The organism is Nocardia sp. NPDC005825 (assembly GCF_040630175.1).
Lineage (GTDB): Bacteria > Actinomycetota > Actinomycetes > Mycobacteriales > Mycobacteriaceae > Nocardia.
In genome coordinates, this window is the sequence record NZ_JBEXXC010000001.1 from 81,510 (window position 1) to 107,359 (window position 25,850).

At 67.9% G+C, this 25,850-nt stretch carries 26 protein-coding genes and 2 pseudogenes; 16 read left to right on the top strand and 12 right to left on the bottom strand.

The features are described 5' to 3' along the window. Positions 1-7: 7 nt before the first annotated feature. Positions 8-733, bottom strand: a complete 726-nt coding sequence (locus ABZ382_RS00415; RefSeq protein ID WP_357081807.1) for an MspA family porin — start codon at positions 731-733, stop codon at positions 8-10. 514 nt (positions 734-1,247) lie between these two features. Between ABZ382_RS00415 and ABZ382_RS00420 the strand changes: the two genes are divergently transcribed. Both ABZ382_RS00420 and ABZ382_RS00425 read left to right on the top strand, forming a co-directional pair. Next, entirely contained in the window at positions 1,248-3,014 is a 1,767-nt protein-coding gene (locus ABZ382_RS00420; RefSeq protein ID WP_357081809.1) for an MFS transporter, read from the top strand. Further along, positions 2,989-3,474, top strand: a complete 486-nt coding sequence (locus ABZ382_RS00425; RefSeq protein WP_357081811.1) for a MarR family transcriptional regulator — start codon at positions 2,989-2,991, stop codon at positions 3,472-3,474. The genes ABZ382_RS00420 and ABZ382_RS00425 overlap by 26 nt, the downstream gene beginning before the upstream one ends. A gap of 29 nt (positions 3,475-3,503) precedes the next feature. Here ABZ382_RS00425 and ABZ382_RS00430 read toward each other — a convergent pair whose 3' ends face one another. The 3 genes from ABZ382_RS00430 to ABZ382_RS00440 form a co-directional block, all read right to left on the bottom strand. Continuing rightward, entirely contained in the window at positions 3,504-5,009 is a 1,506-nt protein-coding gene (locus ABZ382_RS00430; RefSeq protein ID WP_357081813.1) for an FAD-binding oxidoreductase, read from the bottom strand. 168 nt (positions 5,010-5,177) lie between these two features. Continuing rightward, the gene (locus ABZ382_RS00435; RefSeq protein ID WP_357081815.1) at positions 5,178-5,372 is read right to left on the bottom strand and encodes a hypothetical protein; all 195 of its coding nucleotides are present in this window, start codon (positions 5,370-5,372) and stop codon (positions 5,178-5,180) included. A gap of 265 nt (positions 5,373-5,637) precedes the next feature. After that, a complete protein-coding gene (locus tag ABZ382_RS00440; RefSeq protein WP_357081817.1) occupies positions 5,638-6,798 on the bottom strand; it encodes a helix-turn-helix transcriptional regulator in 1,161 nt (386 codons plus the stop codon). Positions 6,799-6,979: 181 nt separating this feature from the next. Here ABZ382_RS00440 and ABZ382_RS00445 point away from each other — a divergent pair, with 181 nt between their 5' ends. Then, on the top strand, positions 6,980-7,228 hold the full coding sequence (locus tag ABZ382_RS00445; RefSeq protein ID WP_357081819.1) for a hypothetical protein: 249 nt from the start codon (positions 6,980-6,982) through the stop codon (positions 7,226-7,228). A gap of 103 nt (positions 7,229-7,331) precedes the next feature. Beyond that, entirely contained in the window at positions 7,332-7,733 is a 402-nt protein-coding gene (locus ABZ382_RS00450) for a nuclear transport factor 2 family protein (RefSeq protein WP_357081821.1), read from the top strand. A 48-nt stretch (positions 7,734-7,781) separates the two neighbouring features. On the opposite strand, the gene ABZ382_RS00455 is transcribed toward ABZ382_RS00450, so the two are convergent. The 8 genes and pseudogenes from ABZ382_RS00455 to ABZ382_RS00490 all read right to left on the bottom strand — a co-directional run bounded on the left by ABZ382_RS00455 (position 7,782) and on the right by ABZ382_RS00490 (position 14,557). Then, entirely contained in the window at positions 7,782-8,138 is a 357-nt protein-coding gene (locus ABZ382_RS00455; RefSeq protein WP_357084076.1) for a hypothetical protein, read from the bottom strand. Positions 8,139-8,161: 23 nt separating this feature from the next. Continuing rightward, a pseudogene (locus tag ABZ382_RS00460) lies at positions 8,162-8,692 on the bottom strand (LLM class flavin-dependent oxidoreductase); the annotation flags it as partial. Positions 8,693-9,079: 387 nt separating this feature from the next. Beyond that, a complete protein-coding gene (locus ABZ382_RS00465; RefSeq protein ID WP_357081823.1) occupies positions 9,080-9,286 on the bottom strand; it encodes a hypothetical protein in 207 nt (68 codons plus the stop codon). A gap of 209 nt (positions 9,287-9,495) precedes the next feature. After that, on the bottom strand, positions 9,496-9,924 hold the full coding sequence (locus tag ABZ382_RS00470; protein WP_357081824.1) for a CBS domain-containing protein: 429 nt from the start codon (positions 9,922-9,924) through the stop codon (positions 9,496-9,498). 90 nt (positions 9,925-10,014) lie between these two features. Next, positions 10,015-11,391, bottom strand: a complete 1,377-nt coding sequence (locus ABZ382_RS00475) for an NAD(P)/FAD-dependent oxidoreductase (protein WP_357081826.1) — start codon at positions 11,389-11,391, stop codon at positions 10,015-10,017. 72 nt (positions 11,392-11,463) lie between these two features. Beyond that, the gene (locus ABZ382_RS00480; RefSeq protein ID WP_357081829.1) at positions 11,464-12,573 is read right to left on the bottom strand and encodes an FHA domain-containing protein; all 1,110 of its coding nucleotides are present in this window, start codon (positions 12,571-12,573) and stop codon (positions 11,464-11,466) included. Continuing rightward, on the bottom strand, positions 12,570-13,013 hold the full coding sequence (locus ABZ382_RS00485; RefSeq protein ID WP_357081830.1) for a hypothetical protein: 444 nt from the start codon (positions 13,011-13,013) through the stop codon (positions 12,570-12,572). Before ABZ382_RS00485 ends, ABZ382_RS00480 begins: the two co-directional genes overlap by 4 nt. Continuing rightward, complete coding sequence (locus tag ABZ382_RS00490) at positions 13,010-14,557, bottom strand: hypothetical protein (RefSeq protein WP_357081832.1); 1,548 nt, start codon at positions 14,555-14,557, stop codon at positions 13,010-13,012. The genes ABZ382_RS00485 and ABZ382_RS00490 overlap by 4 nt, the downstream gene beginning before the upstream one ends. A 127-nt stretch (positions 14,558-14,684) precedes the next feature. On the opposite strand from ABZ382_RS00490, the gene ABZ382_RS00495 reads away from it, so the two are divergent. From ABZ382_RS00495 to nuoK, 12 genes and pseudogenes are all read left to right on the top strand, one after another. Then, positions 14,685-15,104 carry a hypothetical protein gene (locus ABZ382_RS00495; protein ID WP_357081834.1) on the top strand — a complete coding sequence of 140 codons (420 nt, stop codon included), beginning with the start codon at positions 14,685-14,687 and terminating at the stop codon, positions 15,102-15,104. A gap of 261 nt (positions 15,105-15,365) precedes the next feature. Continuing rightward, positions 15,366-15,746, top strand: coding sequence for an NADH-quinone oxidoreductase subunit A (locus tag ABZ382_RS00500; protein WP_213555296.1), 381 nt, complete (start codon positions 15,366-15,368; stop codon positions 15,744-15,746). A 74-nt stretch (positions 15,747-15,820) separates the two neighbouring features. Further along, complete coding sequence (locus ABZ382_RS00505) at positions 15,821-16,375, top strand: NADH-quinone oxidoreductase subunit B (protein WP_040808330.1); 555 nt, start codon at positions 15,821-15,823, stop codon at positions 16,373-16,375. Positions 16,376-16,419: 44 nt separating this feature from the next. Next, positions 16,420-17,142, top strand: a complete 723-nt coding sequence (locus ABZ382_RS00510; RefSeq protein ID WP_357081837.1) for an NADH-quinone oxidoreductase subunit C — start codon at positions 16,420-16,422, stop codon at positions 17,140-17,142. After that, entirely contained in the window at positions 17,142-18,473 is a 1,332-nt protein-coding gene (gene nuoD, locus ABZ382_RS00515; RefSeq protein ID WP_357081839.1) for an NADH dehydrogenase (quinone) subunit D, read from the top strand. Before ABZ382_RS00510 ends, nuoD begins: the two co-directional genes overlap by 1 nt. Beyond that, positions 18,470-19,165 (top strand): NADH-quinone oxidoreductase subunit NuoE, encoded by a 696-nt coding sequence (nuoE, locus tag ABZ382_RS00520; RefSeq protein ID WP_357081841.1) that lies wholly within the window; start codon positions 18,470-18,472, stop codon positions 19,163-19,165. Before nuoD ends, nuoE begins: the two co-directional genes overlap by 4 nt. Further along, positions 19,162-20,484: an NADH-quinone oxidoreductase subunit NuoF gene (gene nuoF, locus ABZ382_RS00525; RefSeq protein WP_357081843.1), complete on the top strand. Its 1,323-nt coding sequence runs from the start codon at positions 19,162-19,164 to the stop codon at positions 20,482-20,484. Before nuoE ends, nuoF begins: the two co-directional genes overlap by 4 nt. Beyond that, positions 20,481-22,949: an NADH-quinone oxidoreductase subunit G gene (locus ABZ382_RS00530; RefSeq protein ID WP_357081845.1), complete on the top strand. Its 2,469-nt coding sequence runs from the start codon at positions 20,481-20,483 to the stop codon at positions 22,947-22,949. Before nuoF ends, ABZ382_RS00530 begins: the two co-directional genes overlap by 4 nt. 7 nt (positions 22,950-22,956) lie before the next feature. Further along, positions 22,957-24,108 (top strand): annotated as a pseudogene (nuoH, locus tag ABZ382_RS00535) (NADH-quinone oxidoreductase subunit NuoH); the annotation flags it as partial. A gap of 48 nt (positions 24,109-24,156) precedes the next feature. Continuing rightward, the gene (gene nuoI / locus ABZ382_RS00540; protein ID WP_357083956.1) at positions 24,157-24,720 is read left to right on the top strand and encodes an NADH-quinone oxidoreductase subunit NuoI; all 564 of its coding nucleotides are present in this window, start codon (positions 24,157-24,159) and stop codon (positions 24,718-24,720) included. Further along, positions 24,717-25,547: an NADH-quinone oxidoreductase subunit J gene (locus ABZ382_RS00545; protein ID WP_357081847.1), complete on the top strand. Its 831-nt coding sequence runs from the start codon at positions 24,717-24,719 to the stop codon at positions 25,545-25,547. Before nuoI ends, ABZ382_RS00545 begins: the two co-directional genes overlap by 4 nt. After that, the gene (gene nuoK, locus ABZ382_RS00550; protein ID WP_357010729.1) at positions 25,544-25,843 is read left to right on the top strand and encodes an NADH-quinone oxidoreductase subunit NuoK; all 300 of its coding nucleotides are present in this window, start codon (positions 25,544-25,546) and stop codon (positions 25,841-25,843) included. Before ABZ382_RS00545 ends, nuoK begins: the two co-directional genes overlap by 4 nt. Positions 25,844-25,850: the final 7 nt, after the last annotated feature.

Genomic DNA, 25,850 nt, shown 5'->3' on the forward strand with positions numbered 1-25,850 from the left:
AGCCGGTTCAGAAGGTGAATTGGTCGCCGTAGGCGGTGGTCTGCACGACGCCCTGCGCGGTGGACACCGTGGTGGTGACGAAGGGGACCGCCGACACCGGCGAAGCGCATTGCGCGACGTTCAACGCGGCGTTGTTGAACATGATCTGGAACGGGAACACGGTGGCACCGTCCAAGGCGGCGGTCGCCGTGGTCGTCGTGGTGACCTGGCCGGGCCCCATGGTGGCCGTCAAGACTTCCGTCAGGCCCAGCGCCCCGCCCACGCTGGGTCCGAGACTGATGTCGGGCGGGGTGACCGATGCGCTGGGCGCGACCGTCCCGCTCGGCGGGCTGGCGGAGACGCTCCCGGGGGTCACCGACGGGGCGATGGCGGCGGCCAGACCTTGGTTGGGTTCGATGCCGACGGTGACGCCGCCGGCCACGCTGATTCCGCAGCCGAGGATGAATCCCGCGACGGCCTGACCGGATGTGATCGGGCCACCGTCCACGGTGACCGAGTAATTGCCCGACATCTGCGCGGCATGGGAGAACGTCATCAGGTAGTTCGGTGTCCGGTTTCCGGGCGGATTCACCTCGACGCTGTCGACCGACGCGACGATATGCACTCCCGCGCCGGATACGTCCCCGGCGGGCGGCTGAGCCCCGACCGGATCGGCACCCCAGGCCCATAGGCTCGCCAGGGTGACACCGGCCACGGCTGTTACTGCCGTGGCGGCCATGAGCGCATGTCGCATAACCAGATCCTGTTCTCGTTCTCGAAGAGGTGTACGAGCTCGATACCGCAGGCGCAGGTCCCGAATAGCAGCGTAACTGCAAATCGTGCCGGACTGGTGCGCTGCGGCTCGCGTGTCGACCGGCCGGGATCGGTGGTTTCACATTTGCGATCAGGCTGGGAATTCTTGCCGCACAGGAGGAGTCGGCTCGATGCGTATTCCGCTTGCTCGCTGCCGGGTCCGAGGGCTTCCGGCTGGACCGTCGACGGCGGGTGACTGCGGGAGGATGCCATGGTCGAAAGTGTCTGCGGGGCAGAGGTCTTGGAACCGGTTATCGCGAACGGGGCGTCTTGGGTGGCGGTGAGGAAGGCGCTTCCGGGGGTGGGAAGCCGCGGTCCGCTTCGTCCACGAAAACCGGACAATGCTCCGTTTTGAGACGTACGGCATTCCACTGAGTGAGGTAGACCCGATTTCATTAGTTAGCAACATGCAACTATATTGGGGAAGTTCGTTCGTAGACTCGCGGGAGGCTCTGATGGCTGCGGCCCCTACCACCGGATTGGATGCCGGTGACGTCCAGACCATTCGGAGACGACTCCGGATCGAGCACGATCACCCCCGGTACAAGTGGGTGGCCCTGTCGAATACGACGCTGGGCATGCTCATGGTCACCATCAACTCCTCGATCGTGACGATCTCGCTGCCCGACATCTTCCGCGGCATCGGGCTCAACCCCCTGGAACCGGCCAATGTCAGCTACCTGCTGTGGCTGATGATGGGGTTCCTGCTGTCCTCGGCCGTGCTCGTGGTCATGTTCGGGCGGCTCGGCGACATGGTCGGGCGGGTGAAGATCTACAACTACGGGTTCGTGGTGTTCAGCCTCGCGGCCGTGGCGTTGTCGTTCGATCCGTTCACGCACGGCGGCGGCGCGGTGTGGCTGATCGCCTGGCGCGTGATCCAGGGCGTCGGCGGCGCGATGCTGATGGCCAATGCGAGCGCGATCCTCACCGACGCCTTCCCGGCCGACGAACGCGGGTTCGCGCTCGGAATCAACCAGGTCGCGGCGGTCGCCGGCTCCTTCCTCGGTCTGCTCATGGGCGGCGTACTGGCGCAGTGGGATTGGAAGGCCATCTTCTGGGTGAGCGTGCCGTTCGGCATCATCGGCACCATCTGGTCCTACCGCTCGCTGCACGACAATGGCCAGCGCAATCCGGGATCGCTGGACCTGCCGGGCACCATCACGTTCGCGCTGGGCTTGACCGCGCTGCTGACCGGCATCACCTACGGCATTCAGCCGCATGGGGATTCGAAGACCGGCTGGACCAACCCGTGGGTGCTGGGCGCGGTGATCGGCGGCATCATCCTGCTGGCCGTGTTCTGCGTGATCGAGTCCAAGGTCGCGCAGCCGATGTTCAATATGTCGCTGTTCAAGAACCGGGCGTTCGCGCTGGGCAATGTCGCCGGGCTGATGTCCTCGCTGGGCCGCGGCGGTCTGCAATTCATGCTGATCATCTGGCTGCAGGGCATCTGGCTGCCGCTGCACGGCTTCTCCTTCGAGCAGACGCCGCTGTGGGCGGGCATCTACCTGCTGCCGTTGACCGTCGGATTCCTCATCGCCGGACCGGTTTCGGGCAAGCTGTCGGACCGGTACGGGGCGCGGCTGTTCGCCACCGTCGGCATGCTGATCACCGCGCTGACGTTCGTGCTGCTCGTCGTGCTGCCGGTCGACTTCGACTACTGGGTGTTCGCGCTCGTCATCGCCCTCAATGGTCTCGGGTCGGGCATGTTCGCGTCGCCGAACACCGCCGAGGTGATGTCCTCGGTGCCCGCCGCGCAGCGCGGTGTGGCCTCCGGTATGCGCGGCACGCTGTTCAACGGCGGTATGGCGCTGTCGATCGGCCTGTTCTTCTCGCTGATGATCGTCGGCCTGTCGAATACGCTGCCCGACGCCATGAATTCGGGCCTGCAGGAGCAGGGTGTGCCCGCGCCGGCCGCCCAGGCCATCTCGGACATGCCTCCGGTGGGCAGCCTGTTCGCGGCCTTCCTCGGCTACAACCCGATCAAGGAATTGCTCGGCCCCACCGGCACTCTCGACCACCCCGGCGTGCACGGCGATGTGCTCACCGGTCAGGAGTTCTTCCCGCACTTGATCTCCGGACCGTTCCACTCGGGTCTGGTCGTGGTCTTCCTGGGAGCCGCGATTATGATGCTGATCGGCGCGGCGGCCTCCTGGTTCGCCGGTAGCCCGACTGTCACGGACGAGGCGGCCGAACTGCGTGAAGCCGCCCGCGAGGGAATCTGAGGGAGAGATCACGCTGTCCGAGCCCACGAGCGTCGCCGACCCCGGCCAGCTCACCGAGGCCGCCGACCTGTACCACACCATCGGCCGCCTGCTGCGCTTGTTGCGCCACTCCGGCGACCTCGGGGCGCTCAGCCCCGGCGCGGCGTCCGCCCTCGCGACGGTCGCCCGCTCGGGTCCCCTGCGGCTGGGCGACCTGGCCTCGATCGAGCGGGTGAGCGCACCGACCATGTCCCGCATAGTGACGGGTCTGGAAAAGGGCGGCTACCTCACCCGCGACGCCGACCCCGAAGACGGCCGGGCCCAGCTGCTGACCGCCACCGAGGCGGCCCACAACCTGGTCACCGGCCTCACCTCGGCCCGCATCCAGCGGTTCGCCGTCGCCCTGGAAACCCTCACTCCCGCCCAGCGCGAATCCGTCAGTTCCGGCCTCAACACCCTCATCCAGGCCCTCGACCAGTAGCGGGGACTCCCCCGCCCCGGAGGGCGGGGTCAGGCGGTCAGGACCGAGCGGATCCGGTTGTTGGGATCCACCAGGCTGCGGAGCTTGGCCAGGCGCGGGTAGTTGGAGCCGTAGTAGCGGGACAGCGGGTCGCCCGGCTCGAGGTAGTTGATGTAGGCGCCGACGGAGTCGGGGGCCATGGTGGCGTGCGCGTCGGCCAGCCAGGCCAGGGCAGATTCGTGCGGGATGGGTTCGTACGCGCCCCATTCCACGAGGGCGGCGTGGTCGCGCCAGGGGAAAGCGGTGGCGTCGGGGGCCAGGTCGCGGATCGCGCCGTCGAGGGCATTGATCTGGACCCAGCCGGTACCGCCGACGCTGGAGAAGCGGGTGACCACCTCGAGGATGCGTCCGATGGTGTCGGGGGTGAGGTCGGCGACGATGTCGGAGCCGTTGGTGAAGGCGGCGCGCGGCTGATCGGCGGTGCCGCCCGCCAGGTACAGGACCGCTTCCATGTGGGACAGGGTGCGGGGTTCGACGATGCCGGGGGCGACGCCGATGGCGTCGACGAGTTCGGCGGTGACCGTTTCGGAAGTCCCCGCGGGACAGACCAGCTGCATCCAGCAGTGCATGCCGCCCTCGCCGTCGGCGTCGATGCTGACGTCGGCCCACTGCTCGCGCGGGGCCGAGGCCAGCCACTGTTGCCAGCCCGCGATGACGGTCGCCGCCTCGTCGCCTTGGAAGGTCAGGCGCACTACGTCTTTCGGTGTCGCCGGGATGGTTTCGAAGGTGAACGAGGTGACGACGCCGAAGTGCGGGCCGCCGCCGCGCAAGGCCCAGAACAGATCCGGGCGGGTGGTGGCGGAGGCCTCGGTGATGGTGCCGTCGGGCAGGACCACGGTGGCGGCGGTGAGCCGGTCGCCGGTGAGGCCGTGGGCGCGGGACTCGTTGCCGAGTCCGCCGCCCAGGGTGAGACCGGCGATGCCGACGCCCGGGCACATGCCGGAGGGCAGGCTCAGCCCGCCGCGATCCAGCTCGCGATAGATGTCGTAGAGGGTGTGGCCGGGCGCGATGACCGCCTGGCCGCGCTCGGCGCGAATGCCCTGCATGCGCCGCACGTCGATGACGAGTGTGCCGGTCGCCGTGGACATTCCCGCATAGGAGTGGCCGCCGGCGCGGGCCGCCACCAGGAGGTCGTTCTCGGCCGCGAACTCGAAGGTGGCGGCGGCGTCCTGGGCGTCGGCGATCTGCACGATCGCTTCGGGCATCTCGTTGTCGAAGCGCGTATTGAAGACTTCCTTCACGCCCGGATATCCGTAATCCCCCGGCAGGACGACCCGGCCGCGCAGTTTCCCTTTCAGCTCACGCCATTTCGGGTCGGCGCTGCCGCTGCTCGATCCGGAAGCACTGCCCAGGTCTCCGGCGTTCGCGCCGGACGACCCGGTGTCCGGTGTCGCAACCGAGTTCGGCAGCCGGGTGGCGCCCGCGAAACCCACACCGGCGACGGCGATTCCGAGTGCTCCGCGCAGAAACACGCTGCGCGAGAACTGGGGTCTCACACCAGCCCCCTCGGTCTGCCGGAGATCCGCTGTGCCGCCGAGTTATTCGCTTTCGATATCAAAGTTCGCGACCCACCTGTTTCCATCGAACGACACGGCACCAATTGATCATGGTTCACCCACCGTTCATTCGTCGAAACGGGTGCTGGCGTGTCCACCGCATGCCACCTACCGGGACCACATGTCGGCCGCCGCATCCGGCGGAACGATCCACCGCGCGAACGTCTCCTCCGGACTGACGGTGATCACATCCGCCCGCCGCACCAGCTCCCCCGGCACCTCCCCACCCTCGAAATGCTCCAGACTCGGCACGATCACCGCATCCACCCCCAAATTCGCGACCAGCACCCGCAATCGATGCACCGGCCGATCGGTATGCGGCCCGAACACCGCCGTCCGCCGAAGGTCATACCCCAACCGTTCCGCCAACGCCCGAATCCGCCGCTCATCCCACTGCCGTCGCGAGCCGGACACGTCTTCGCGGAGATATCCCAGAGCCCCGGGGTTCATTGCTCGCCCTCTCGATCGTCGAGTGTGCTTCCAATGGATTCCGAATAAGGATCGGGCCGTGGAAATTCTGTGGCAATGGCACTTTCCGGGGTCCGACAGCGGAAGTGCCACGCAGCGATCAGTATTCGAGGTGGATGAGATCGGCGAGGGCGCGCATCTCCGGAGTGAGTGTTCGGCGTCTGCCGATCAGCCTGGCCAGGAGATCCTTGGCCAAACGCTGCTCGATCAGCCAAGGGCGGGCCTCGCCGGAGAGCCGAAGCAGGATGTCCAGGGCCGGATCTGGCCGGGCGAGGTCGAGGTGGGCTTGGGCGACGTCGAGGAGATGCCGATTGCGGTTGTCGGAGGTGGGCCGCAGTCCGGGCGGCACGTCATGGGCCAACCGCAGCGCCAGGTCGGGTCGGTCGTCGATGACCGCGTTCTCGACGCGCTTCATCGCCACGGTGGCGGGACCGAAGACCGTCCAATAGTCCTGATAGCCGCGCGGTTCGCGTTTGACCGCCACTGCGGCGGACTGCGCAAACCGCATCATGTCATCGGCGTCGTCGGGCCGGTTGTCGCGGATCGCCGCCGCCGACCCACGCAACAGCAGCCAGCCCCACGTGGAGAGCTCGCGTTCGGTAGCGGTCGAGATCCGTGGCTCGATCCGGTCGGCCCAGTCGATCGCCAGGTCGTCGACCTGCTGAAATCGCCGCTCCACCAGGAGCAGCCAGCACAGCGTGACGACCACGGACGCGGCGTCGAGTAGATCATCGCTTGCCTGCGCCGCCGCCAGCGCCCGATCGAGAACTTCGCGCGCCGTTCCCAATTGCCGCGTCTGCACCATGACCGAGCCGGTCAGCTGGAGAATCCGCGCCCGCAGCACGGGCGAGACATTGCCACTCGCGTCCAGCAGATCGGGCAGGACTCGCGCCAGCAGCTCATACCGGTTGTCGTGGTAGAGCCGCACGGCCGCCGCAAGGGATTCGGCCACAGCCTGTTCCATGTGCGTCTCCACCGCCACGTCCGGCGGAGACGCATCGATCGCTCGCCGGGTGGCGGCCCACAACTCGCCGTCCCTGCTCTCCGGCGCCTCGGGCGCGGGGCCGATGAGCGCGGTCAGTGGGCATCCCAGGGCCACTGCCAACCGCCGCAGCGTCTCGATCCGAGTGTCGTCCCGCTCCCCCTGCTCGATCTTCCGGATCAGAGACACCGAGACAGCCGAATTCGCGGCCAGCTCCCGCTGAGTGAGCCCCCGCCGCTTCCGAACCGACTGCAGCCGCTGACCAAGGTCGCCGCTCATCGCTCCAGACTAGGTCGGCCACCCCGGCATTCGCAGCCTGGTGGCGGAACGTCCTGAGCGCCAAGCGGTCCGGCCGCTGCCGGATTTGTCGGACCCCCGTGCTGAAGTATCGTGTGGCAGCCCGGCCAGTCGGTCTTACCTGAGACCGTCGACCGGGCTCTTTCGTGAAAAGGAACACCATATGAAGAAGCTCGCAACGACCTCCCTGGTCGCCCTCGGCCTGATCGCCGCGATGGGCACCGCCCACGCCGGCAAGGACACCGAGTGGCAGGTGGACGGCAACTACCCCACCGAGGCCGCCTGCGACGCCGACGGCGAAACCGGCACCTTCACCCGCCCCGACGGCACCCAGCTCGTCCCCGGCGACGACATCTACGAATGCACCCTGGGCGCCGACGGCCTCTGGTACCTGTCCATCTGGACCGACTGATCCGTCCGGCACCAGCCCGAGCACCCAGCTCGGGCTGGCCCCGCCCGCCGATGGCCCGCGAAAATCCGTGGCTGACCGCGCCGATTCGTGATCTGGTGTGGGGATGACGGATTCGGTTGCGGACAGACTGGCAATCCACGAAGTGATCGCCCTGCACGGACATCTGAGCGATTCGGGCGAGTTCGACCGATGGACCGAGGTATTCACCGAGGACATCACCTACGACCTGACCGCTTTCGGCGCGGGCACCGTACCCGGAGTGGAATCCCTCCGCGACATGGCACGCGAACTGGGCGACGCCAACCCCCTCGCCCACCATGTCACCAACGTCGTGGTCACAGCCCTGGACGGCGACACGGCCCACGCGATCTCCAAGGGCCTGGCCGTCAACACCGACGCCACCACCACCAGCGTCACCTACGAGGACACCCTCCACCGCACCCGCCACGGCTGGCGCATCACCCACCGCCGAGTGATCCCCCGCCGAAAGCCCTTGACCCCGTAGACAGCCCGCCGAAACGGCAACCAGCCCGCTTCTGGCCTTCTCCGCAGGTCACCGGAGCGCGGAACGCACCTGCGCCAGCAACTCGCACTGCCGCCGCCAGTCGCCTCCGGCAATACCGATGACGAGGCGGCGGGCGCCGGCGTCCCGGTAGGCGGCTATGCGTTCGGCGGCTTGCTCGATGGATCCGGTGATCGGAATCGGCAAGGTCTCCTCGATCGACTTCCCGTAGTTCTGGCTGATTCCAGCGGCGATCTCGGCACGCGTGGGCAGATCCGCTTCGGTGCCGAGAACTCCGGTCGCGCCGATGGTGACCGTGGGCGCCGGCCGCTGATACTGCGCGGCGAGTTCGGTGATTTCGGCGAGCCTGCCGTCACCTGGGCAGGTGGGATCAGCGACGGAAACCACCCGTCCCCCAGCTCCGCGGCCCGCCGCCGGGCGGGAGCCGAGTGGTTTCCGACCAACATCGGCGGAACCGGAACGGATGGCGCCAATTCGATCTCGATCGGCTCCGGCATATCAGGGAGAGCGACCCGCTTGCCCGCCAACAACTCAGGCAACACGCGCAGCGCGGTATCGGTGCGAGCACCCCGCTCCCCGAACGGAATCCCTGCCGCCGCCCACTGACCCGGACCGCCCCCGGACCCGACACCGAGGATCAGACGCCCACCACTGACCTGCTGCAAGCTCGCCACCTGCTTGGCCGCCCAGGCCAGCGGCCGCAGCGCCGGAATGTAGACACTGGTGCCGATCCGCACCCGCTCGGTCGCGGCCGCTGCGACCGCCAGGGCAATCGTGCAATCCAGCACAGGCACACCGATCGACAGGTGATCCCCGTGCCAAACCCCATCCAGCCCGACCTCCTCGGCATGACGAGCAGCGGCGCCTATATCAAGTTTCTGAGCCCGTTGCGTCGCCACCGAAGGCAGGATGACACCGATCTCCACAGGGATTGTCTGCACAATCCCCTACCCTGCAACCTCAACTCGTCTCGAGGTCAATGTTTTCCGGCCGAGGGTTCTTGTCGCCACCGCAGCATTCCGGGACCGTAGTTGCTGAAGTCGTGCCGTTCGCCCGGTTTCAGCGAGCTCGGAGATCAAAACCCGTCGGCCACTGTAGCTTCGGACCCGAATTGCTGCCTCTCATGCCGATCGCAGAAATCCAGCCTCGGTGCGCGGACCGGCGAACTTGCCGAGCAGGTAGCCGACTTCGCTGAGCACCGGGGTCGGTACGAGGATCGCGCGTTTGGCCATATGGAGGCCCGTGAACAACTCGACACACGGGTGGTGGTCCGGATCCTTGGCGAAGGCTGCTGCGACCAGTGGACCCGTATCGCAGACGATCATGGGCTACCGGCCGAAGTCGTCGGGCAGCAGATCCTCGCTGTTCGCGCCGTAGGGAGTTCCGTCGCCCTCGGCGCTAGCGAACCATGCCGGTGGCCAGGTGCGGGGAGCGACGACTCGCAAGTGGCGGCGCACGTCCTCGAGCACCTGTGGAACCCGATCCTCGGGGATTTCGTCCACCAGGCGCTTCAGTTCGTCACGCTCGGCGCTCATGATTCCCACGATAATGCACCTCCCAGATCCATGAGATCAGACACAACGACGACAAAGAATGCGAAAGAACGGCATGCACCGTCGGCCGTCGAATCTTATTGGCGCGGTGAGCCCGCCACAGCACTATCGGCGCATCCGCCGATGACGCTGCCTCGAGCCCCGGCGCGGCGCACGACACTGCGCCGCGGCAGCGAGGTTCGCGGTGTCGGTCAGCTGTGGAGGTAGCGGACGAGGGCTTCGCGTTCGGTTTCGAGTTCGGAGATTTGGCTTTTGACGACGTCGCCGATGCTGACGATGCCGATCATCTGGCCGTCCTCGAGGACGGGGAGGTGGCGGATTCGGTGTTCGGTCATGATGGCGTTGAGGGTTTCGACGTTGTCGTCCGGGGAGCAGGTGTGGAGGGCCGCGGTCATGATGGTGGAGACCGGGGCGTCCAGGAGGGGTGCGCCGTCGCGGTAGAGGCGGCGGACGATGTCTCGTTCGGAGACGATGCCGGCCATGGCGGTGCCGTCCGGGGAGACGATGGCCGCGCCGACGTTGTGTGCCGCCAGAATTCTGAGCAGTTCGCGCACGGTTGCATCGGGTGCAATCGTGACGACTTCGCCGCCCTTCCGGCGCAGGATTTCCGAGATTCGCATGTGCCCACCGCCCAACCAGCTAGGACTATCGATGGTTACCAGGATGCCGCTGTTGCACCGGTGTGAACAGCAACGATTGCGATTCGATGCCTAACCGGATGCGAGGGCATCGAGCGCCGATTCGATGGCGCGATGGAAGGTCGGGTAGGCGAGGATCATCTCCCGCAAGGTCGCCGTCGGGACCTGGGCGTGGACGGCTACCGACAGGGCACTGAGCACTTCGCCGCCCTGCGGCCCGGCGGAGCACGCGCCGACGAGCACCCCGCGGTCGGCGTCCTCGACCAGTTTGATGAACCCGGCATTGCCCGCTTTGTGGATCCAACCCCGCGTGGACGCAGGTACTTCGGTGATTCCGACCCGGACCGTCAGGCCTGCCGCCCGGGCCTGCTCCTCGGTCATACCGACCGCCCCGACCTCGGGATCGGTGAATGTCACCCGCGGTACGGCATGATACCGCGCGATCTCGTCCCCGCTACCGAGGATGTCCTGTGCCGCGATCCGCGCCTGATACATGGACACGTGAGTGAAAGCCCCCTGTCCGGTGATATCGCCGAGCGCCCACACCCCTTCGGTTGCCCGTAGCCGATTGTCCACCGGTATTGACCTGGCCGATTCGTCCAAGCCGACCGCCCCGATTCCCAAGCCCGCCAGCTCGGTTCGCCGCCCCGCCGCGACGAGCAACCGCTCGGCACGCAACACCTCGCCATTGTCGAGAGTCAGTGCGAACTCGCGCCCGTCATGCCGCACCGCCGTCCCCCGAACCCCGCCCCGGACCTCGATCCCCTCGTCCGCGAACACTGTCGCCAGCAGCTGCCCCGCCTCCGGCTCGTCCTGCGGCAACAGCCGCCGCGGCACGACCACGGTCACCCGTGCCCCGAACCGCGCGAAGATCTGTGCGAACTCCGCCCCCACGGGTCCCCCGCCCAGCACGATGAGCGACTCCGGCACCTCGGTAGCCGGGACCGCGTCCCGATTCGTCCAGAACGGCGTCCCCGCCAGCCCGTCGAGCGGCGGAACGGCCGGTTCCGTCCCCGGATTCAGCACAATCCCCCGCCGCGCCCGAAACACGCGCTCTCCGCTGTCGGTAGCCACGGTCACCTCCCCCGGCGCGGTGATCCGTCCCCACCCGCGCACGAACCGCCCACCCGCCTTCTCGAATCGTTCGACTGCCACCCGGTCGTCCCAATCGTCGGTGGCCTCCTCCCGGATCCGGGCCGCGACCGGCCGCCAATCCGCCTGCACGGCGGCCGACCCGGCGAGCCCGTCCACCCGCCGAGCCTCGGCCAGCACCCCCGCCGCCCGAACCATCATCTTGGTCGGCACACACGCGTAATACGGGCACTCCCCGCCCACCAACCGCCCCTCGACCCCGACGACGGCGAGCCCGCCGCGCGCCACCCGCGTGGCCACGTCTTCCCCTCCGGGCCCCATCCCGATCACCACGACATCAACGGATTCGGCAGTCACGCGTGCTCCTTCGCTCGTCAGCTCCCGGTGACGCTATCTCCATATCCGGCCGGATCGAACCACCCTCCGCCGTCAGCGTCCGTACGGCGAGTCGAAGGTGAACACCCGCCCGCCGAGCAGCAATTGGCTGCCGGGCGCCAGGACGGTGGGTCGGCCGGGTGCGGCGCGGATCCAGTCGGGGCGGCCGGGCGGGCGGATATGGGTGCCATTGGCCGACCCGCGATCCACGACCAGGACGTCCCAGTCCACGAGGCGGATCTCGGCGTGGACGCGAGACATACCCCCGGTGGCGTCGGGGATGCGGATCGCTTGCGCGCCACGTCGCACCTGCGGTGAGCGGGCGGGTTCGCGGCCGATCACGAGATCGCTGTGGAGGACGTAGGAGGTACCGTCGTCGAGCAGCAGAACACCCAGCGGCGGGCGGATGCCGGGGGCGAGCACGCAGGTCAGCTGCTCCATGCGAATCCCGCACGCGACGCAGAAGGACACGCGAGGGTCGTTGAGATGTCCGCGGGCGCAGGTGAATCCGTGCACCACGACACCGGTGGGAGCGGTCTCGATTCCACCGGGAATGGCAGTGGGTGCAATGGTGCGCACGCTGCCGGAAGTGTGTGGAACCGGGTCCCGACCTCGGGTCGCGATCGCGGCCTCGGGCGTATTCGCCTTCTCCCCCAACCACATCACCGCCCCCGAGCCCGGCACCCGCCCCTCGCGCAGCGACCACACGCTCGCCCTGGGCAGACTCTTCCGCGGCTCGCCGTCGTCGACGAAGACCGCGGCCGCGCGCCCCGGCGCGGGACTCCCCACCCGATCGACACTGAATCCGGCATCGCGGCCGTGCAGCACCTCCCGGTCCTCCGTGCCCTCGAGCATTGCCGTGACCCGGCCGTGCAGAAAGACCGCCAGTCCCCGCTTTCCTGGTGTCAGCACCCCGAATTCGATCTGCTCCTCGTCCGCACGACCCATCAGCCACGTGCTCGCCAGCCGTGCGAAGGTGCGCCCGGTGCGCCGAGTCTCCCGCGATGCCGCCTCCGCCACCATCTCCAACACCTTGTCCAGCACGGCGATAGCCTCGGACGCCGCCGTGATCACACTCGAATCCCGGTGCGCGACAACCACGACCACCCCGTCGACGCAGGCCACCAGGTGGCGGCCCGGCACCACCTCGACCCGCGCGGTCATAGCACCCGGCCCCCGGTATATCGCCAGCGCGGCAGCACCACACGGATCGGACCGTTGACGAATCCCCAGAACGCCAGCCAGGTCAGCGTGAAATCGATGCCGAACGCCGGCGCGGACGGCCGCAGATCACGGGGCACGACCGCTGACGTGTACCGCACCAGCAGCCACAGCAGCAGTCCCTCGTTCACGATGGTCACCAGCCCGAACAGGGTCGGCCAGTCCTTGTCCCACCGGTATTGCTGCAGACCGTGATAGGCCAGCTCCCACCCGACTCCGAGCAGGATGACCGCCACCAATATGGTCAGCGTGACCCGATAACCCTGCTCCAGCGACAGCTTCCCCATCGGCAGCAGTGGCGTGAGGAGCAGCGTGGTCACCGCACCGATCACCCCGAGCACGATCACGCGAGTCTGAATCCGCCCCCACAGCGTCGGCGTCATACCGGAATCCGCCGATCGGTGACCCACAACCACCACTGCCGCACCGACCGCAGCGTATCCAGTCGCCGGCAGAACCCGTTCGCCGCCAAGTCGTCGGCGATCTCCAGGGCCGCGTACTGCAATCCTGCGAACGAGTCCACGGGCGCGAAATATCCGCCCAGCGTCGCGCTACCCGAGGCGTACACCCGCCCGGCCCCGCTGCGGGTCCCGAACAGCTCGAAGGTCCGGTCCACATCCAGCCGCCCGAGCGGATTGCGCCGGGCCCCGGTGTGATCGAGCAGATCGGCGAGCAGCCGATGTTCCCGAATATCGGCTTCGAGTCCGGTGCAGTCGATGACGTAATCGGCATGCACGTCAACCGGCCGGTCGGTCGACGCGAAGCTGCCCGGCCCGTCCGGCTCGGGCGCCACCGTCGTCACGACGCCGGGCCGGGTGCGATCGGGTCGCAGATTCCGCGCCGATCCCACCAGGATCTGATACCAGCCCTGCGCCCGCCCCCGCGCCAGCTGTTCCTCCCACCGCTTGCGCCGCGGCGTCGTCGTCCCGCCCAGCGTCTTCAGCAGCTCCGCCCGCTCCCGCCCCTCGAGCGTCCGCAGCCGCTGCCGGATCTGCCCGCCGAAGCTCGCCTTGGGAAAGTTGAAGGCTTGATACGCCCACCCGTTCGCACCCGCCCGCCGCCCGAACACGCTGTCCCCTTGCGGTCCCGCCACATAGGTCCGGAACAGATGCAGGATCTGGGTGTTCAGCCGCAGCCGATCCCGATCGTCGATCAGTCGTTGCAGCACACGGCTGGCAACTATCCCGCTGCCGCGCACCATGACCGTCCCGGGCCGCCGTTGCAACGCCTCGTACACGTGCTCGTGCGGCTCGTAGGCGTTCACCACCCGCGTCGGATCCCGGTACCGCTCGCGGTACTCCTGCAGATCCGGCAGCAGCCGCAGTCCGGGGTACCCGACGGCGATGTGAACATGACTGCTGCGAAACGCGATTCGTTTGGTCGCCGATGTCCCTTCCGGTGGCGTGAGGATCGTGAAGTACCCGCCGCCGCTCCGTTTGCGCACCATGCGAACCTGCCCTTTGTGCAAGGACCGCGCGTATTCGACCCGCTGGAATTCGCGCTCCAGCGCCGCCAAGACCTGCCCTGCCCGAGGCGTGTGGTGCTCGGCGAGAACGGGCTCCACCAGCACATTCCATAAAGCCGATAGCGACTTTTCGGCTATTGCCTCGCGAAGGGCATAGGACGGAAATCCCCAGATATTGTCCGGCGTCGCGCCCGAATCGCTGCGCAGCCGTTCCTCCCGCGGAATCTGCGACACCCGAGTCAGATACTCGAACGACCCCCACGGCAGGTCCTGCGGTCCGAGCACCGCCATCGCCGCCCCGGGCACCCCGTAGATCCGCAAGGTGTCGAACAGGGTGAACGAACCCAGCCCGCTGCCGACGCTCACCAACGGCACATCGAAGACCGGAATCCCGGCCCGCCCCACCAACTCGTCGGTCCACACGTCGGTTTCGATGAGGCGTTGGGTGACGTCTCCCCTCATTCGCGGGATCGTACCGGTCTCGGATTACGAACAACCGGCCATCGACGTATTGCGCGACAGGGGATTCCGCGACGCGTGCGCGGACTTCTCGCGAAGCTGCCCCGCGCCGCCCCATCTGCGACGTAGCATGCGGAACGTGGCCGATGCCAAACGTCCCGCCGCCGTGCGGGTCCTCGTTTACAGCAGTGATGCCGATACCCGGAGCCAGATCATGCTGGCGCTGGGCAGACGGCCGCACCCCGATATGCCGCCCATCGACTACGTCGAGGTGGCCACGGGCCCGGTGGTCCTCGAGAAGATGGACGCCGGTGAACTGGATCTGCTGATCCTCGACGGCGAGTCTGCCCCGGAGGGCGGTCTCGGCCTGGCCAAGCAGCTCAAGGACGAAATCGCCGACTGCCCACCGATTGTCGTGTTGACCGGTCGGCCCGATGATGCCTGGCTGGCGAATTGGTCGCGCGCGGAAGCGGCGGTGCCGCACCCCATCGACCCCATCCGGTTGACCGGCGCTGTCCTGGGTGTGCTCGGTAATAGCTTCGTGGCCTGATCTTCCTTCGCCCGTGTGAACAGGGCAAACCCGTGTCACGTGACATTCGGGATTACGTCCAATCGGTCATAAAAGACCGTTCCGAATTCGATCAAACGCGATCGCGAATCGTCATGTATCTTCTCGTCCGAGTTGTAATCTGTGCCGTAGCTCACAGGAGCGCGGGGAGATGCATGACTGCCATGCACCACTGACATCATCCCTCCGCGCCCGCTGCCGTCCGTAGTGCGTCGTCCAGCTCGCAGGAGGGGTAGTGCTGAAGTGAATATCGAGGTACCGACCCTGGTTCTCGGCGCGGTCGCCGCCGCGTTCGGGGTGTTCTCCATTTTCCTGGCGGCCCTGATCGGCCCCAAACGCTACAACCGGGCCAAACTCGAGGCCTACGAATGCGGCATCGAGCCGACCCCGCACGCGGTCTCGGGTGGTCCGGGAAACGCTGCGGGCCAACGTTTTCCGGTGAAGTACTACCTCACCGCCATGCTGTTCATCATCTTCGACATCGAGATCGTCTTCCTCTACCCGTGGGCCGTGCACTTCGACGCACTCGGAGTGTTCGGGCTGGCCGCCATGGCGTTGTTCATCTTCAACGTCTCGGTCGCCTACGCCTACGAGTGGCGGCGCGGCGGTCTCAGCTGGGATTGATCGGCGCACAGGGGATTTCCATTCACACACCCCGTGCGAGGCGGGGTGTCCCGATCCGGGAGAAGTAGTCCGACATGGGTCTCGAGGAGAAACTGCCCAGCGGGTTCCTGCTGAGCACGGTGGAAGATTTGGCCGGCTATCTGCGCAAGAGTTCGCTGTGGCCGGCGACGTTCGGCTTGGCGTGCTGCGCGATCGAGATGATGGCCACCGGCGGCGGGCGGTTCGATATCGCCCGTTTCGGCATGGAGGCGTTCCGCGCCTCGCCGCGCCAGGCCGATCTGATGATCGTGGCGGGCCGGGTGAGCCAGAAGATGGCCCCGGTGCTGCGCCAGGTCTACGACCAGATGACCGAACCGAAATGGGTGCTGGCCATGGGTGTCTGCGCATCCTCGGGCGGCATGTTCAACAACTACGCCATCGTGCAGGGCGTCGACCACATCGTCCCGGTCGACATCTATCTGCCCGGCTGCCCGCCGCGGCCGGAGATGTTGTTGAACGCGATCCTGAAGCTGCACGAGAAGATTCAGGAGATGCCGCTCGGCGTCAATCGCGAAGAGGCCGTGCGCGCGGCCGAAGCCGCCGCGCTCGCCAGCACCCCGACCATTCAGCTGAAGGGGCTGCTGCGATGAGCTTCGATGCACCTGTCGGCACGGAGAGCCCCCCGGAGGCGGCCGTGGAACCCACTGAGAAGACGACGGACACAACGGAATCCGCTGCCGCCGAGTCTCCGGCCGCCGAGCCCGCCGACGATGTGATCGGCGTGCGCCAGGGCATGTTCGGCGTGTCCGGCACCGGCGACACCTCCGGCTACGGCCGCCTGGTCCAGACCGTCTCCATGCCCGGCGGCACCCCCGCCCCCTACGGCCCGGTCTTCGACGAGGTCATCGCGCATCTGCGCCTGGCGCTGGCCAAGACCTTCGACGAGGCGGTGGAGAAGATCGTCGTGTTCCGCGACGAACTCACCCTGCACATCCGCCGCGAGCACCTGGTGCTGGTCGCGAAGACCCTGCGCGACAACGAAGCCCTGCGCTTCGAGTTGTGCCTGGGCGCCAGCGGCGCGCACTACCCGGAGGACACCGGGCGCGAGCTGCACGCGCTCTACCACCTGAACTCGATCACCCACAATCGCCGCCTGCGGCTGGAAGTCTCGGTGCCGGACAGCGATCCGCACCTGCCCTCCCTGTACTCGGTCTACCCGACGGTGGACTGGCACGAGCGGGAGACCTACGACTTCTTCGGCATCCTCTTCGACGGTCACCCGTCGCTGACCCGCATCGCCATGCCCGACGACTGGCGTGGCCACCCGCAGCGCAAGGACTATCCGCTCGGCGGAATCCCGGTCGAATACAAGGGCGCGCGCATCCCGCCGCCCGACGAGCGGAGGACTTACTCCTAATGAACGACATCGACACCAAGTCCCGTCGTGACACCCGGGAACGGCCCGAACGCTCGGTCACCGTGGTGGGAAACGACTGGGACGAGATCTCCGCGACCCTGGACGGCATCGCCGAGGAACGCATCGTCGTGAACATGGGCCCGCAGCACCCCTCCACGCACGGGGTGCTGCGCCTCATTCTCGAGATCGAGGGCGAGACCGTCACCGAGGCGCGCTGCGGCATCGGCTATCTGCACACCGGCATCGAGAAGAACCTCGAGTACCGCAGCTGGGTGCAGGGCACCACCTTCGTCACCCGCATGGACTACCTGTCGCCGTTCTTCAACGAGACGGCGTACTGCCTGGCGGTGGAGAAGCTGCTCGACATCACCGATCAGATCCCCGAGCGCGTCAATGTCATTCGCGTGATGCTCATGGAGCTGAACCGCATCTCCTCGCACCTGGTGGCGCTGGCCACCGGCGGTATGGAGCTGGGCGCGCTGACCCCGATGCTGTTCGGTTTCCGCGAACGCGAACTCATCCTCGACGTGTTCGAGACCATCACCGGTCTGCGCATGAACCACGCCTACATCCGCCCGGGCGGCTTGGCCCAGGATCTCCCGGATGACGGCGTGCAGAAGGTCCGCGAGCTGCTGGACCTGCTGCCGAGCCGCCTGCGGGACATGGAGATGCTGCTCAACGAGAACCCCATCTGGAAGGCCCGCACCCGCAATGTCGGCTACCTGGACCTGACGGGCTGCATGGCGCTCGGGATCACCGGCCCGATGCTGCGATCCACGGGTCTGCCGCACGATCTGCGCAAGTCCCAGCCGTACTGCGGCTACGAGAACTACGAGTTCGAGGTGCAGACCGACACCGGCTGCGACTGCTACGGCCGCTACCTGATTCGCGTCAACGAGATGAAGGAATCGCTCAAGATCGTCGAGCAGTGCCTCGACAAGCTGCGGCCGGGCCCGGTCATGGTGGAGGACAAGAAGATCGCCTGGCCCGCCGACCTGGAGCTCGGGCCGGACGGTCTGGGCAACTCCCCCAAGCACATCGGCAAGATCATGGGTTCCTCCATGGAATCGCTCATCCACCACTTCAAGCTGGTGACCGAGGGGCTGCGCGTCCCACCCGGCCAGGTGTACACGGCGGTGGAGTCCCCGCGCGGCGAGCTGGGCGTGCACATGATCAGCGACGGCGGCACCCGCCCGTACCGGGTCCATTACCGGGACCCTTCGTTCACGAATCTGCAAGCGGTGGCGGCGATGTGCGAGGGCGGCCTGGTCGCCGACGTGATCGCCTCCGTCGCCTCCATCGACCCGGTGATGGGAGGCGTGGACCGATGACAGAGATTCTGTTGAACCTGACCGCGCGGCCGATTCCGTTCCCGCCGGAGGCGCACGACCGGTTGCAGGCGGAGGCTCGCGAGATCATCGCCCGGTATCCGCATGCGCGGTCGGCGCTGCTTCCCCTGCTGCACCTGATGCAATCGGTGGAGGGCTATGTGTCCGGCACCGGCATCGAATTCTGCGCCGAGCAGCTGGGATTGACCGATGCCGAGGTCACCGCGGTGGCCACCTTCTACTCCATGTACCGGCGCACGCCGACCGGCGACTTCCATGTCGGCGTCTGCACGAACACGCTGTGCGCGGTCATGGGCGGCGACGAGATCCTCGCGGACCTGAAGCGGCACTTGGGAATCAAGAACGGCGAGACGACAGCGGACGGCATGGTCACCCTCGAGCACATCGAGTGCAATGCCGCCTGCGACTATGCGCCGGTCATCATGGTGAACTGGGAGTTCTTCGACAACCAGACCCCGGAATCGGCCAAGGAGCTGGTGGATTCGCTGCGCCGCGACCAGCCGCCGACCGCCTCGCGCAGCGGCATCCCGCCGTGCACGTTCCGCGAGACCGCCCGCATCCTCGCGGGCTACCCGGACCAGCGGCCCGGCGCCACCGACGGTGCGGCCGGGCCCGCGTCGCTGGCCGGTCTGCGTGCCGCGGAAGAGAACTCGACCGACGGAGGCGCTCGGTGACGACTGCTCTGACTCCCGTCTTCACCAAGCACTGGGCGGACCCGGACAGCTGGACCCTGGCGTCCTACCGCCGTCAGGGCGGCTATCGGGCGCTGCCCGAGGCGCTGCGCATGCGCCCGGACGACGTCATCGCCACCATCAAGGATTCCGGCCTGCGCGGCCGCGGCGGCGCGGGCTTCCCGACCGGTATGAAGTGGGGCTTCATCCCCCAGGGCCCCGGCCCCGACGGCGTCACCAAGCCGCACTACCTGGTGGTCAATGCCGACGAGTCGGAACCCGGCACCTGCAAGGACATTCCGCTCATGCTGGCCACGCCGCACACCCTCATCGAGGGCGTGATCATCGCGGCCTACGCCATCCGCGCCTCGCACGCGTTCATCTACGTGCGCGGCGAGGTGGTGTCGGTGCTGCGGCGATTGCAGGCCGCGGTGCAGCAGGCGTACGAGGCGGGCTATCTCGGCCGCAATATCCAGGGCTCGGGTTTCGACCTGGAGATCGTGGTGCACGCCGGGGCGGGCGCCTACATCTGCGGTGAGGAGACCGCGCTGCTGGATTCGCTCGAGGGCCGCCGCGGTCAGCCGCGACTGCGTCCTCCGTTCCCGGCCGTGGCCGGTCTCTACGCCTGCCCGACCGTGGTCAACAATGTGGAATCCATTGCGTCCGTGCCCCTCATCCTCGCGAATGGCGTGGAGTGGTTCCGGTCGTTCGGCACCGAGAAGTCGCCGGGGTTCACCCTCTACTCGCTCTCCGGTCACGTGACGCGACCGGGCCAGTACGAAGCGGCCCTCGGAATCACCTTGCGCGACTTGCTGACCTACGCCGGAGGCATCCGCGAGGGGCACACCCTGAAGTTCTGGACCCCGGGCGGTTCGTCGACCCCGCTGTTCACCGCCGAGCACATCGACGTCCCCCTCGACTACGAGGGCGTGTCGGCCGCGGGCTCCATGCTCGGCACCAAGGCGCTGCAGATCTTCGACGACACCACCTGCGTGGTGCGGGCGGTGCTGCGCTGGACCGAGTTCTACGCCCACGAATCCTGCGGCAAGTGCACCCCCTGCCGCGAGGGCACCTACTGGCTGGTCCAGCTGCTGCAGCGCCTGGAGAACGGCCAGGGCCACCAGACCGACCTGGACAAGCTGGCCGACATCGCCGACAACATCAACGGCAAATCCTTCTGCGCCCTCGGTGACGGCGCGGCCAGCCCGATCTTCTCCTCCCTGAAGTACTTCCGCGACGAGTACGCCGAGCACATCCGCCTCGGCGCCTGCCCGTTCGACCCGGCCCGCACCACGGCCTGGGCCCCCCAAGGAGCACGATGACCTCGACAGTGAGCTCCACAACCGGTGGCGGGGTGACCCCCACCGACATGGTGACCGTGACCATCGACGGCACCCAGGTTTCGGTGCCCGCCGGAACCCTGGTGATCCGGGCCGCCGAACTCATCGGCGTCCAGATCCCCCGCTTCTGCGACCATCCGCTGCTCGACCCGGTCGGCGCGTGCCGGCAGTGCCTGGTGGAGGTCGAGGGGCAGCGCAAGCCTGTCGCCTCCTGCACCCAGACCGTCGCCGAGGGCATGGTGATCAGCACCCAGGTCTCCTCCCCCGTCGCCGCCAAGGCGCAGGAGGGCGTGATGGAGCTGCTGCTCATCAATCACCCCCTCGACTGCCCGGTGTGCGACAAGGGCGGCGAATGCCCGCTGCAGAACCAGGCCATGTCGGCGGGGCGCGCCGAATCCCGTTTCGACGGCGAGAAGCGCACCTACCCCAAGCCGATTCCGCTGTCCTCGGCGATCCTGCTGGACCGGGAACGCTGCGTGCTGTGCGCCCGCTGTACGCGGTTCTCGCAGCAGGTGGCCGGTGATCCGTTCATCGAACTGATGGAACGCGGTGCGCTGCAACAGGTCGGCACGGCCGCCGGGGAGCCACTGGACTCCTATTTCTCCGGCAACACCGTGCAGATCTGCCCGGTCGGCGCGCTCACCGGCAGCACCTACCGCTTCCGCGCCCGCCCCTTCGACCTGGTGTCGAGCCCCGCGGTGTGCGAGCACTGCGCGGGTGGCTGCGCCCAGCGCACCGATCACCGGCGCGGCAAGGTGATGCGCCGCTTGGCCGGTGACGACCCGCAGGTCAACGAGGAATGGAACTGCGACAAGGGTCGTTTCGCGTTCACCTACCTCACCGAGTCCGACCGGCTCACCACGCCGCTGGTGCGCAGCTGGGACGGCAGCCTCCAGCCCGCGTCGTGGTCGGAGGCCATCGGTGCGGCCGCCCGCGGACTGGCCGCGGCGCGCGGCAAGGCGGGTGTCCTGGTCGGCGGCCGGGTGACCCTGGAGGACGCCTACGCGTACTCCAAGTTCGCGCGAGTCGCGTTGAACACCAACGACATCGACTTCCGGGCCCGCGAGCACTCCGCCGAGGAGGCCGACTTCCTGGCCGCCCGGGTGGCCGGGCAGGGCATCACCGTCGACTACGCCGCCCTCGAACGCGCGCCGTTCGTGCTGCTGGTGGGATTCGAGGCGGAAGAGGAATCGCCGATCGTGTACCTGCGGCTGCGCAAGGCTGCACGCCGCAACGGCACACCGATCTACTCGCTCGCCCCGTATGTGACCCGCGGCTTGCAGAAGCTGTCCGGCACCTTGCTGAGGGCCGCACCGGGCGCGGAACCGCATGTGCTGGAAGCGATCCGGACCGGTGATACCGACGAGCTGACCGCCGGCTACGCCCGGCTGGGCGAGGTCGCGGACCTGCTGCGCGAGCCCGGTGCGCTCATCCTCGCCGGTGAACGCCTCGGGGGCATTCCGGGCGGCCTGTCCGCGGTGGCGCGGCTGGCCGACGACACCGGCGCGGCGCTGGCCTGGATCCCCCGCCGCGCCGGCGAGCGCGGCGCGCTCGAGGCCGGGGCACTGCCGGTGTTGCTGCCCGGCGGGCGGCCGGTCGCCGATCCCGCCGCGCGCAATCAGGTTCGCGACGCCTGGAACGTGGACGAGCTGCCGGGCACGCCCGGCCGCGACACCGCTGCCATCCTGGCCGCCGCACCCAGCCTGGGCGCACTGCTCATCGGCGGCGTCGAGGTCGGCGACATGCCCGACTCGCACGCGGCCCTGCAGGCCATCGACGCGGCGGGCTTCGTGGTGTCGATGGAGTTGCGCCGCAGCGACATCAGCCAGCGCGCCGACGTCGTGTTCCCGGTCGCCTCCGCCATGGAGAAAGCGGGCACCTTCCTCACCTGGGAGGGTCGCCACCGCCAATTCGAGGCCGCCCTGCGCGATTCCACCGTCCGCCGCGAGGCCGCGCCGTTGCCCGAATACCGGGTTCTCGATGCCATCGCCAACGAGATGGGGGTGCGGCTGGGCCTGCGCGACGCCGCCCGCGCCCGCGCGGAACTGGCCGACCTCGGAGTCTGGGACGGCGCGCCCGCCCCGACGCCGGTGCACCGCCCGCATCCGCTGGCCCAACCCCATTCGGGCACAGCGGTTCTCGCTTCCTGGCGGATGCTCATCGACCGCGGTCGTCTCCAGGACGGCGAACCCAACCTGGCGGGCACCGCCCGCACCCCCGTGGTGCGATTGTCCGCCGATACCGCCGCCGAGATCGGCGCCACCACCGGTGATCCGGTGACCGCCGCGACCGACCACGGCCACATCACCCTGCCCCTGGTCATCACCGAGATGCCCGACGGCGTGGTGTGGCTGCCCATGAATTCCCCCGGCTCCGACGTGCTGGTGCAGCTCGGCACCACACCCGGCCACCTCGTGCGTATCCGACGGGAGGATCACCGTGAGTGACCTGAGTATGTTCGGCCACGATCCGTGGTGGCTGGTGCTGGTGAAATCCATCGGGATCTTCGTGTTCCTGCTGCTCATCCCGATGCTGGCGGTGTACGCGGAACGAAAGATCGTGGCGTTCATGCAGATGCGCGTCGGACCCAACCGGGTCGGGCCGCGTGGCTCGCTGCAGTCCATCGCGGACGGCGTGAAGATGCTCCTCAAGGAGGACATTCTCCCGGCCATCGTGGACAAGCCGATCTTCATTCTCGCGCCGGTGATCTCGCTGATCCCCGCCGTGATGGCGTTCGCGGTGATCCCGTTCGGGCCGCAGGTCAGCATGTTCGGGCATCGGACCATGCTGCAGCTGACCGATATGCCGGTGGCCGTGCTCTACATCCTGGCCATGGCCTCGGTCGGCGTGTACGGCATCGTGCTGGCGGGCTGGGCGTCCGGGTCCACCTATCCGCTGCTGGGCGGGCTGCGCTCCACCGCGCAGGTCATCTCCTACGAGATCGCCATGGCGCTGTGCTTCGCCGCGGTGTTCCTGCTCTCGGGCACCATGGCCACCTCGGGAATCGTCAAGGCGCAGGAGGGAACCTGGTACGTCTTCCTGCTGCTGCCGTCGTTCCTGATCTACGCGGTGTCCATGGTCGGCGAGACCAACCGCGCGCCCTTCGACCTCCCCGAGGCCGAGGGCGAGCTGGTCGGCGGCTTCCACACCGAGTACTCCTCGCTCAAGTTCGCCATGTTCATGATGGCCGAGTACATCAATATGGCGACCGTGTCCGCGCTGGCCACCACGCTGTTCTTCGGCGGCTGGCACGCGCCGTTCCCGATCAGCCTGTGGGCGGGCGCGAACAGCGGCTGGTGGCCCATGCTGTGGTTCACCGCCAAGGTGTGGACGTTCCTGTTCGTGTTCATCTGGCTGCGCGGCACGCTCCCCCGCCTGCGCTACGACCAGTTCATGAACCTGGGCTGGAAGCTGCTGATCCCGGTGTCGCTGGCCTGGGTCATGTTCGTCGCGACCCTGAAGGTGCTGCAGAACAACGGCACCCACATCCAGACCGCGGGCATGGTGATCGGCGGGCTGGTGGTCGCGGCGGTGCTGCTGGCGCTGGTGATCCGGGCCGGGCACGCGGGCTACGACCGCGCCAAAGCCTCGCCGGATCCGGATTCGACACGGGCGTACTCGGACTTCCCGGTGCCGCCGATGCCCGCGACCCCGATGGCGTCCACGCCGAAGCCGGATCTGCTGGCCCCGCTGGGCGGATTCGTGGTCACCGCCTCGACCATGTTCAAGAAGCCCAATACCGAGCTCTACCCCGAGGTCAAGACGCCCACCGCGCCGCGCTATCACGGCCGGCACCAGCTCAACCGGCATCCGGACGGGCTGGAGAAGTGCATCGGCTGCGAGCTGTGCGCCTGGGCCTGTCCCGCCGACGCCATCTACGTCGAGGGCGCCGACAACACCGAGGACGAACGCTTCTCTCCCGGTGAGCGTTACGGCCGCGTCTACCAGATCAACTACCTGCGTTGCATCGGGTGCGGTCTGTGCATCGAGGCCTGCCCGACCCGGGCGCTCACCATGACCAACGAGTACGAGATGGCCGACGACAACCGCGCCGGGCTGATCTACGAGAAGCAGGATCTGCTCGCCCCGATGCAGCCGGGCATGGTCGCCCCGCCGCACGCCATGTACCCCGGCGCGGACGAGGGCTCCTACTACCGCGGCGAAGTCCCCGGCGCGGCAAGCGAACTCGCCGGAGCGGAAGGGACCAACCAATCATGATCACCGACCGGATCGCGCAGCCCGCCCAGCAGATCGTCACCCACACCTCCACCGGCGAGGCCGTCCAGTTCTGGATCCTCGCCGTGGTGGCGGTGCTCGGCGCGCTCGGCATGGTCTGCGCACGCAAGGCCGTGCACTCGGCACTGTGCCTGGCTGCCACCATGATCACGCTGTCGGCGTTCTACATCGCGCAGAGCGCGCTGTTCCTGGGCATCGTGCAGATCGTCGTCTACACCGGCGCGGTCATGATGCTGTTCCTGTTCGTGCTCATGCTCGTCGGCGTTGATTCCGCGGAGTCGCTGCGGGAGACGCTGCGCGGGCAGCGGCTCGCGGTCGTGGTGGTGGGCATCGGCTTCGGCATGCTGCTCATCGGCGGCATCGCCCGCGGCATGGCCGACCCGAGCGTCGCCGAGACCGGTCCCGGCCTCGGCGGCACCTACTCCATCGGGGCGCTGGCCGAACTCATCTTCGTGCGCTACGTGTGGGCGTTCGAGCTGACCGGCGCGCTGCTCATCACCGCGACCATCGGCGCCATGGTGCTCGCGCACCGCGAACGGTTCGGGCCGCCCACCGATCAGCGCACCCTGTCCAAGGAACGCTTCCGCGCGGGCACCCGGGTGACGCCGCTGCCCACGCCCGGCGTGTACGCCCGCCACAATGCCGTCGACGCGCCCGCGCGGCTGCCCGACGGCTCCTTCGAGGAGCTGTCGGTCAGCACCATCCTGCGGCACCGCCGCAATCGCGCCCACACCGAAGCGGTCGTGCTGACCGTCGGCGACGGCAGCGACGTTCCCGGCGACGACACTCACGAGGAAGGCCAGCGGTGAATCCGGACAACTATCTGTACCTCTCGGCCCTGCTGTTCACCATCGGCGCCGCCGGAGTCCTGGTGCGGCGCAACGCCATCGTGGTGTTCATGTGCATCGAGCTGATGCTCAACGCCGTGAACCTGGCCTTCGTCACCTTCGCGCGCACGCACGGCAACCTCGACGGTCAGGTCTTCGCGTTCTTCACCATGGTGGTGGCCGCCGCCGAGGTCGTGGTCGGCCTGGCCATCATCATGAGCATCTTCCGTGCCCGCCGCTCGACCTCGGTCGACGACGCGAACCTGCTGCGGTACTGACATGGAT

Coding starts and splice junctions, on each gene's coding strand:
- ABZ382_RS00465 (WP_357081823.1), bottom strand. CDS start 9,286: ATGAGCGCCGAGCGTGACGAACTGAAGCGCCTGGTGGACGAAATCCCC.
- ABZ382_RS00470 (WP_357081824.1), bottom strand. CDS start 9,924: ATGCGAATCTCGGAAATCCTGCGCCGGAAGGGCGGCGAAGTCGTCACG.
- ABZ382_RS00440 (WP_357081817.1), bottom strand. CDS start 6,798: ATGAGCGGCGACCTTGGTCAGCGGCTGCAGTCGGTTCGGAAGCGGCGG.
- ABZ382_RS00415 (WP_357081807.1), bottom strand. CDS start 733: ATGCGACATGCGCTCATGGCCGCCACGGCAGTAACAGCCGTGGCCGGT.
- nuoD (WP_357081839.1), top strand. CDS start 17,142: ATGAACGACATCGACACCAAGTCCCGTCGTGACACCCGGGAACGGCCC.
- nuoE (WP_357081841.1), top strand. CDS start 18,470: ATGACAGAGATTCTGTTGAACCTGACCGCGCGGCCGATTCCGTTCCCG.
- ABZ382_RS00420 (WP_357081809.1), top strand. CDS start 1,248: ATGGCTGCGGCCCCTACCACCGGATTGGATGCCGGTGACGTCCAGACC.
- ABZ382_RS00480 (WP_357081829.1), bottom strand. CDS start 12,573: ATGACCGCGCGGGTCGAGGTGGTGCCGGGCCGCCACCTGGTGGCCTGC.
- ABZ382_RS00485 (WP_357081830.1), bottom strand. CDS start 13,013: ATGACGCCGACGCTGTGGGGGCGGATTCAGACTCGCGTGATCGTGCTC.
- ABZ382_RS00545 (WP_357081847.1), top strand. CDS start 24,717: ATGATCACCGACCGGATCGCGCAGCCCGCCCAGCAGATCGTCACCCAC.
- ABZ382_RS00450 (WP_357081821.1), top strand. CDS start 7,332: ATGACGGATTCGGTTGCGGACAGACTGGCAATCCACGAAGTGATCGCC.
- ABZ382_RS00445 (WP_357081819.1), top strand. CDS start 6,980: ATGAAGAAGCTCGCAACGACCTCCCTGGTCGCCCTCGGCCTGATCGCC.
- ABZ382_RS00490 (WP_357081832.1), bottom strand. CDS start 14,557: ATGAGGGGAGACGTCACCCAACGCCTCATCGAAACCGACGTGTGGACC.
- nuoI (WP_357083956.1), top strand. CDS start 24,157: ATGGCGTCCACGCCGAAGCCGGATCTGCTGGCCCCGCTGGGCGGATTC.
- ABZ382_RS00495 (WP_357081834.1), top strand. CDS start 14,685: ATGCGGAACGTGGCCGATGCCAAACGTCCCGCCGCCGTGCGGGTCCTC.
- ABZ382_RS00530 (WP_357081845.1), top strand. CDS start 20,481: ATGACCTCGACAGTGAGCTCCACAACCGGTGGCGGGGTGACCCCCACC.
- ABZ382_RS00505 (WP_040808330.1), top strand. CDS start 15,821: ATGGGTCTCGAGGAGAAACTGCCCAGCGGGTTCCTGCTGAGCACGGTG.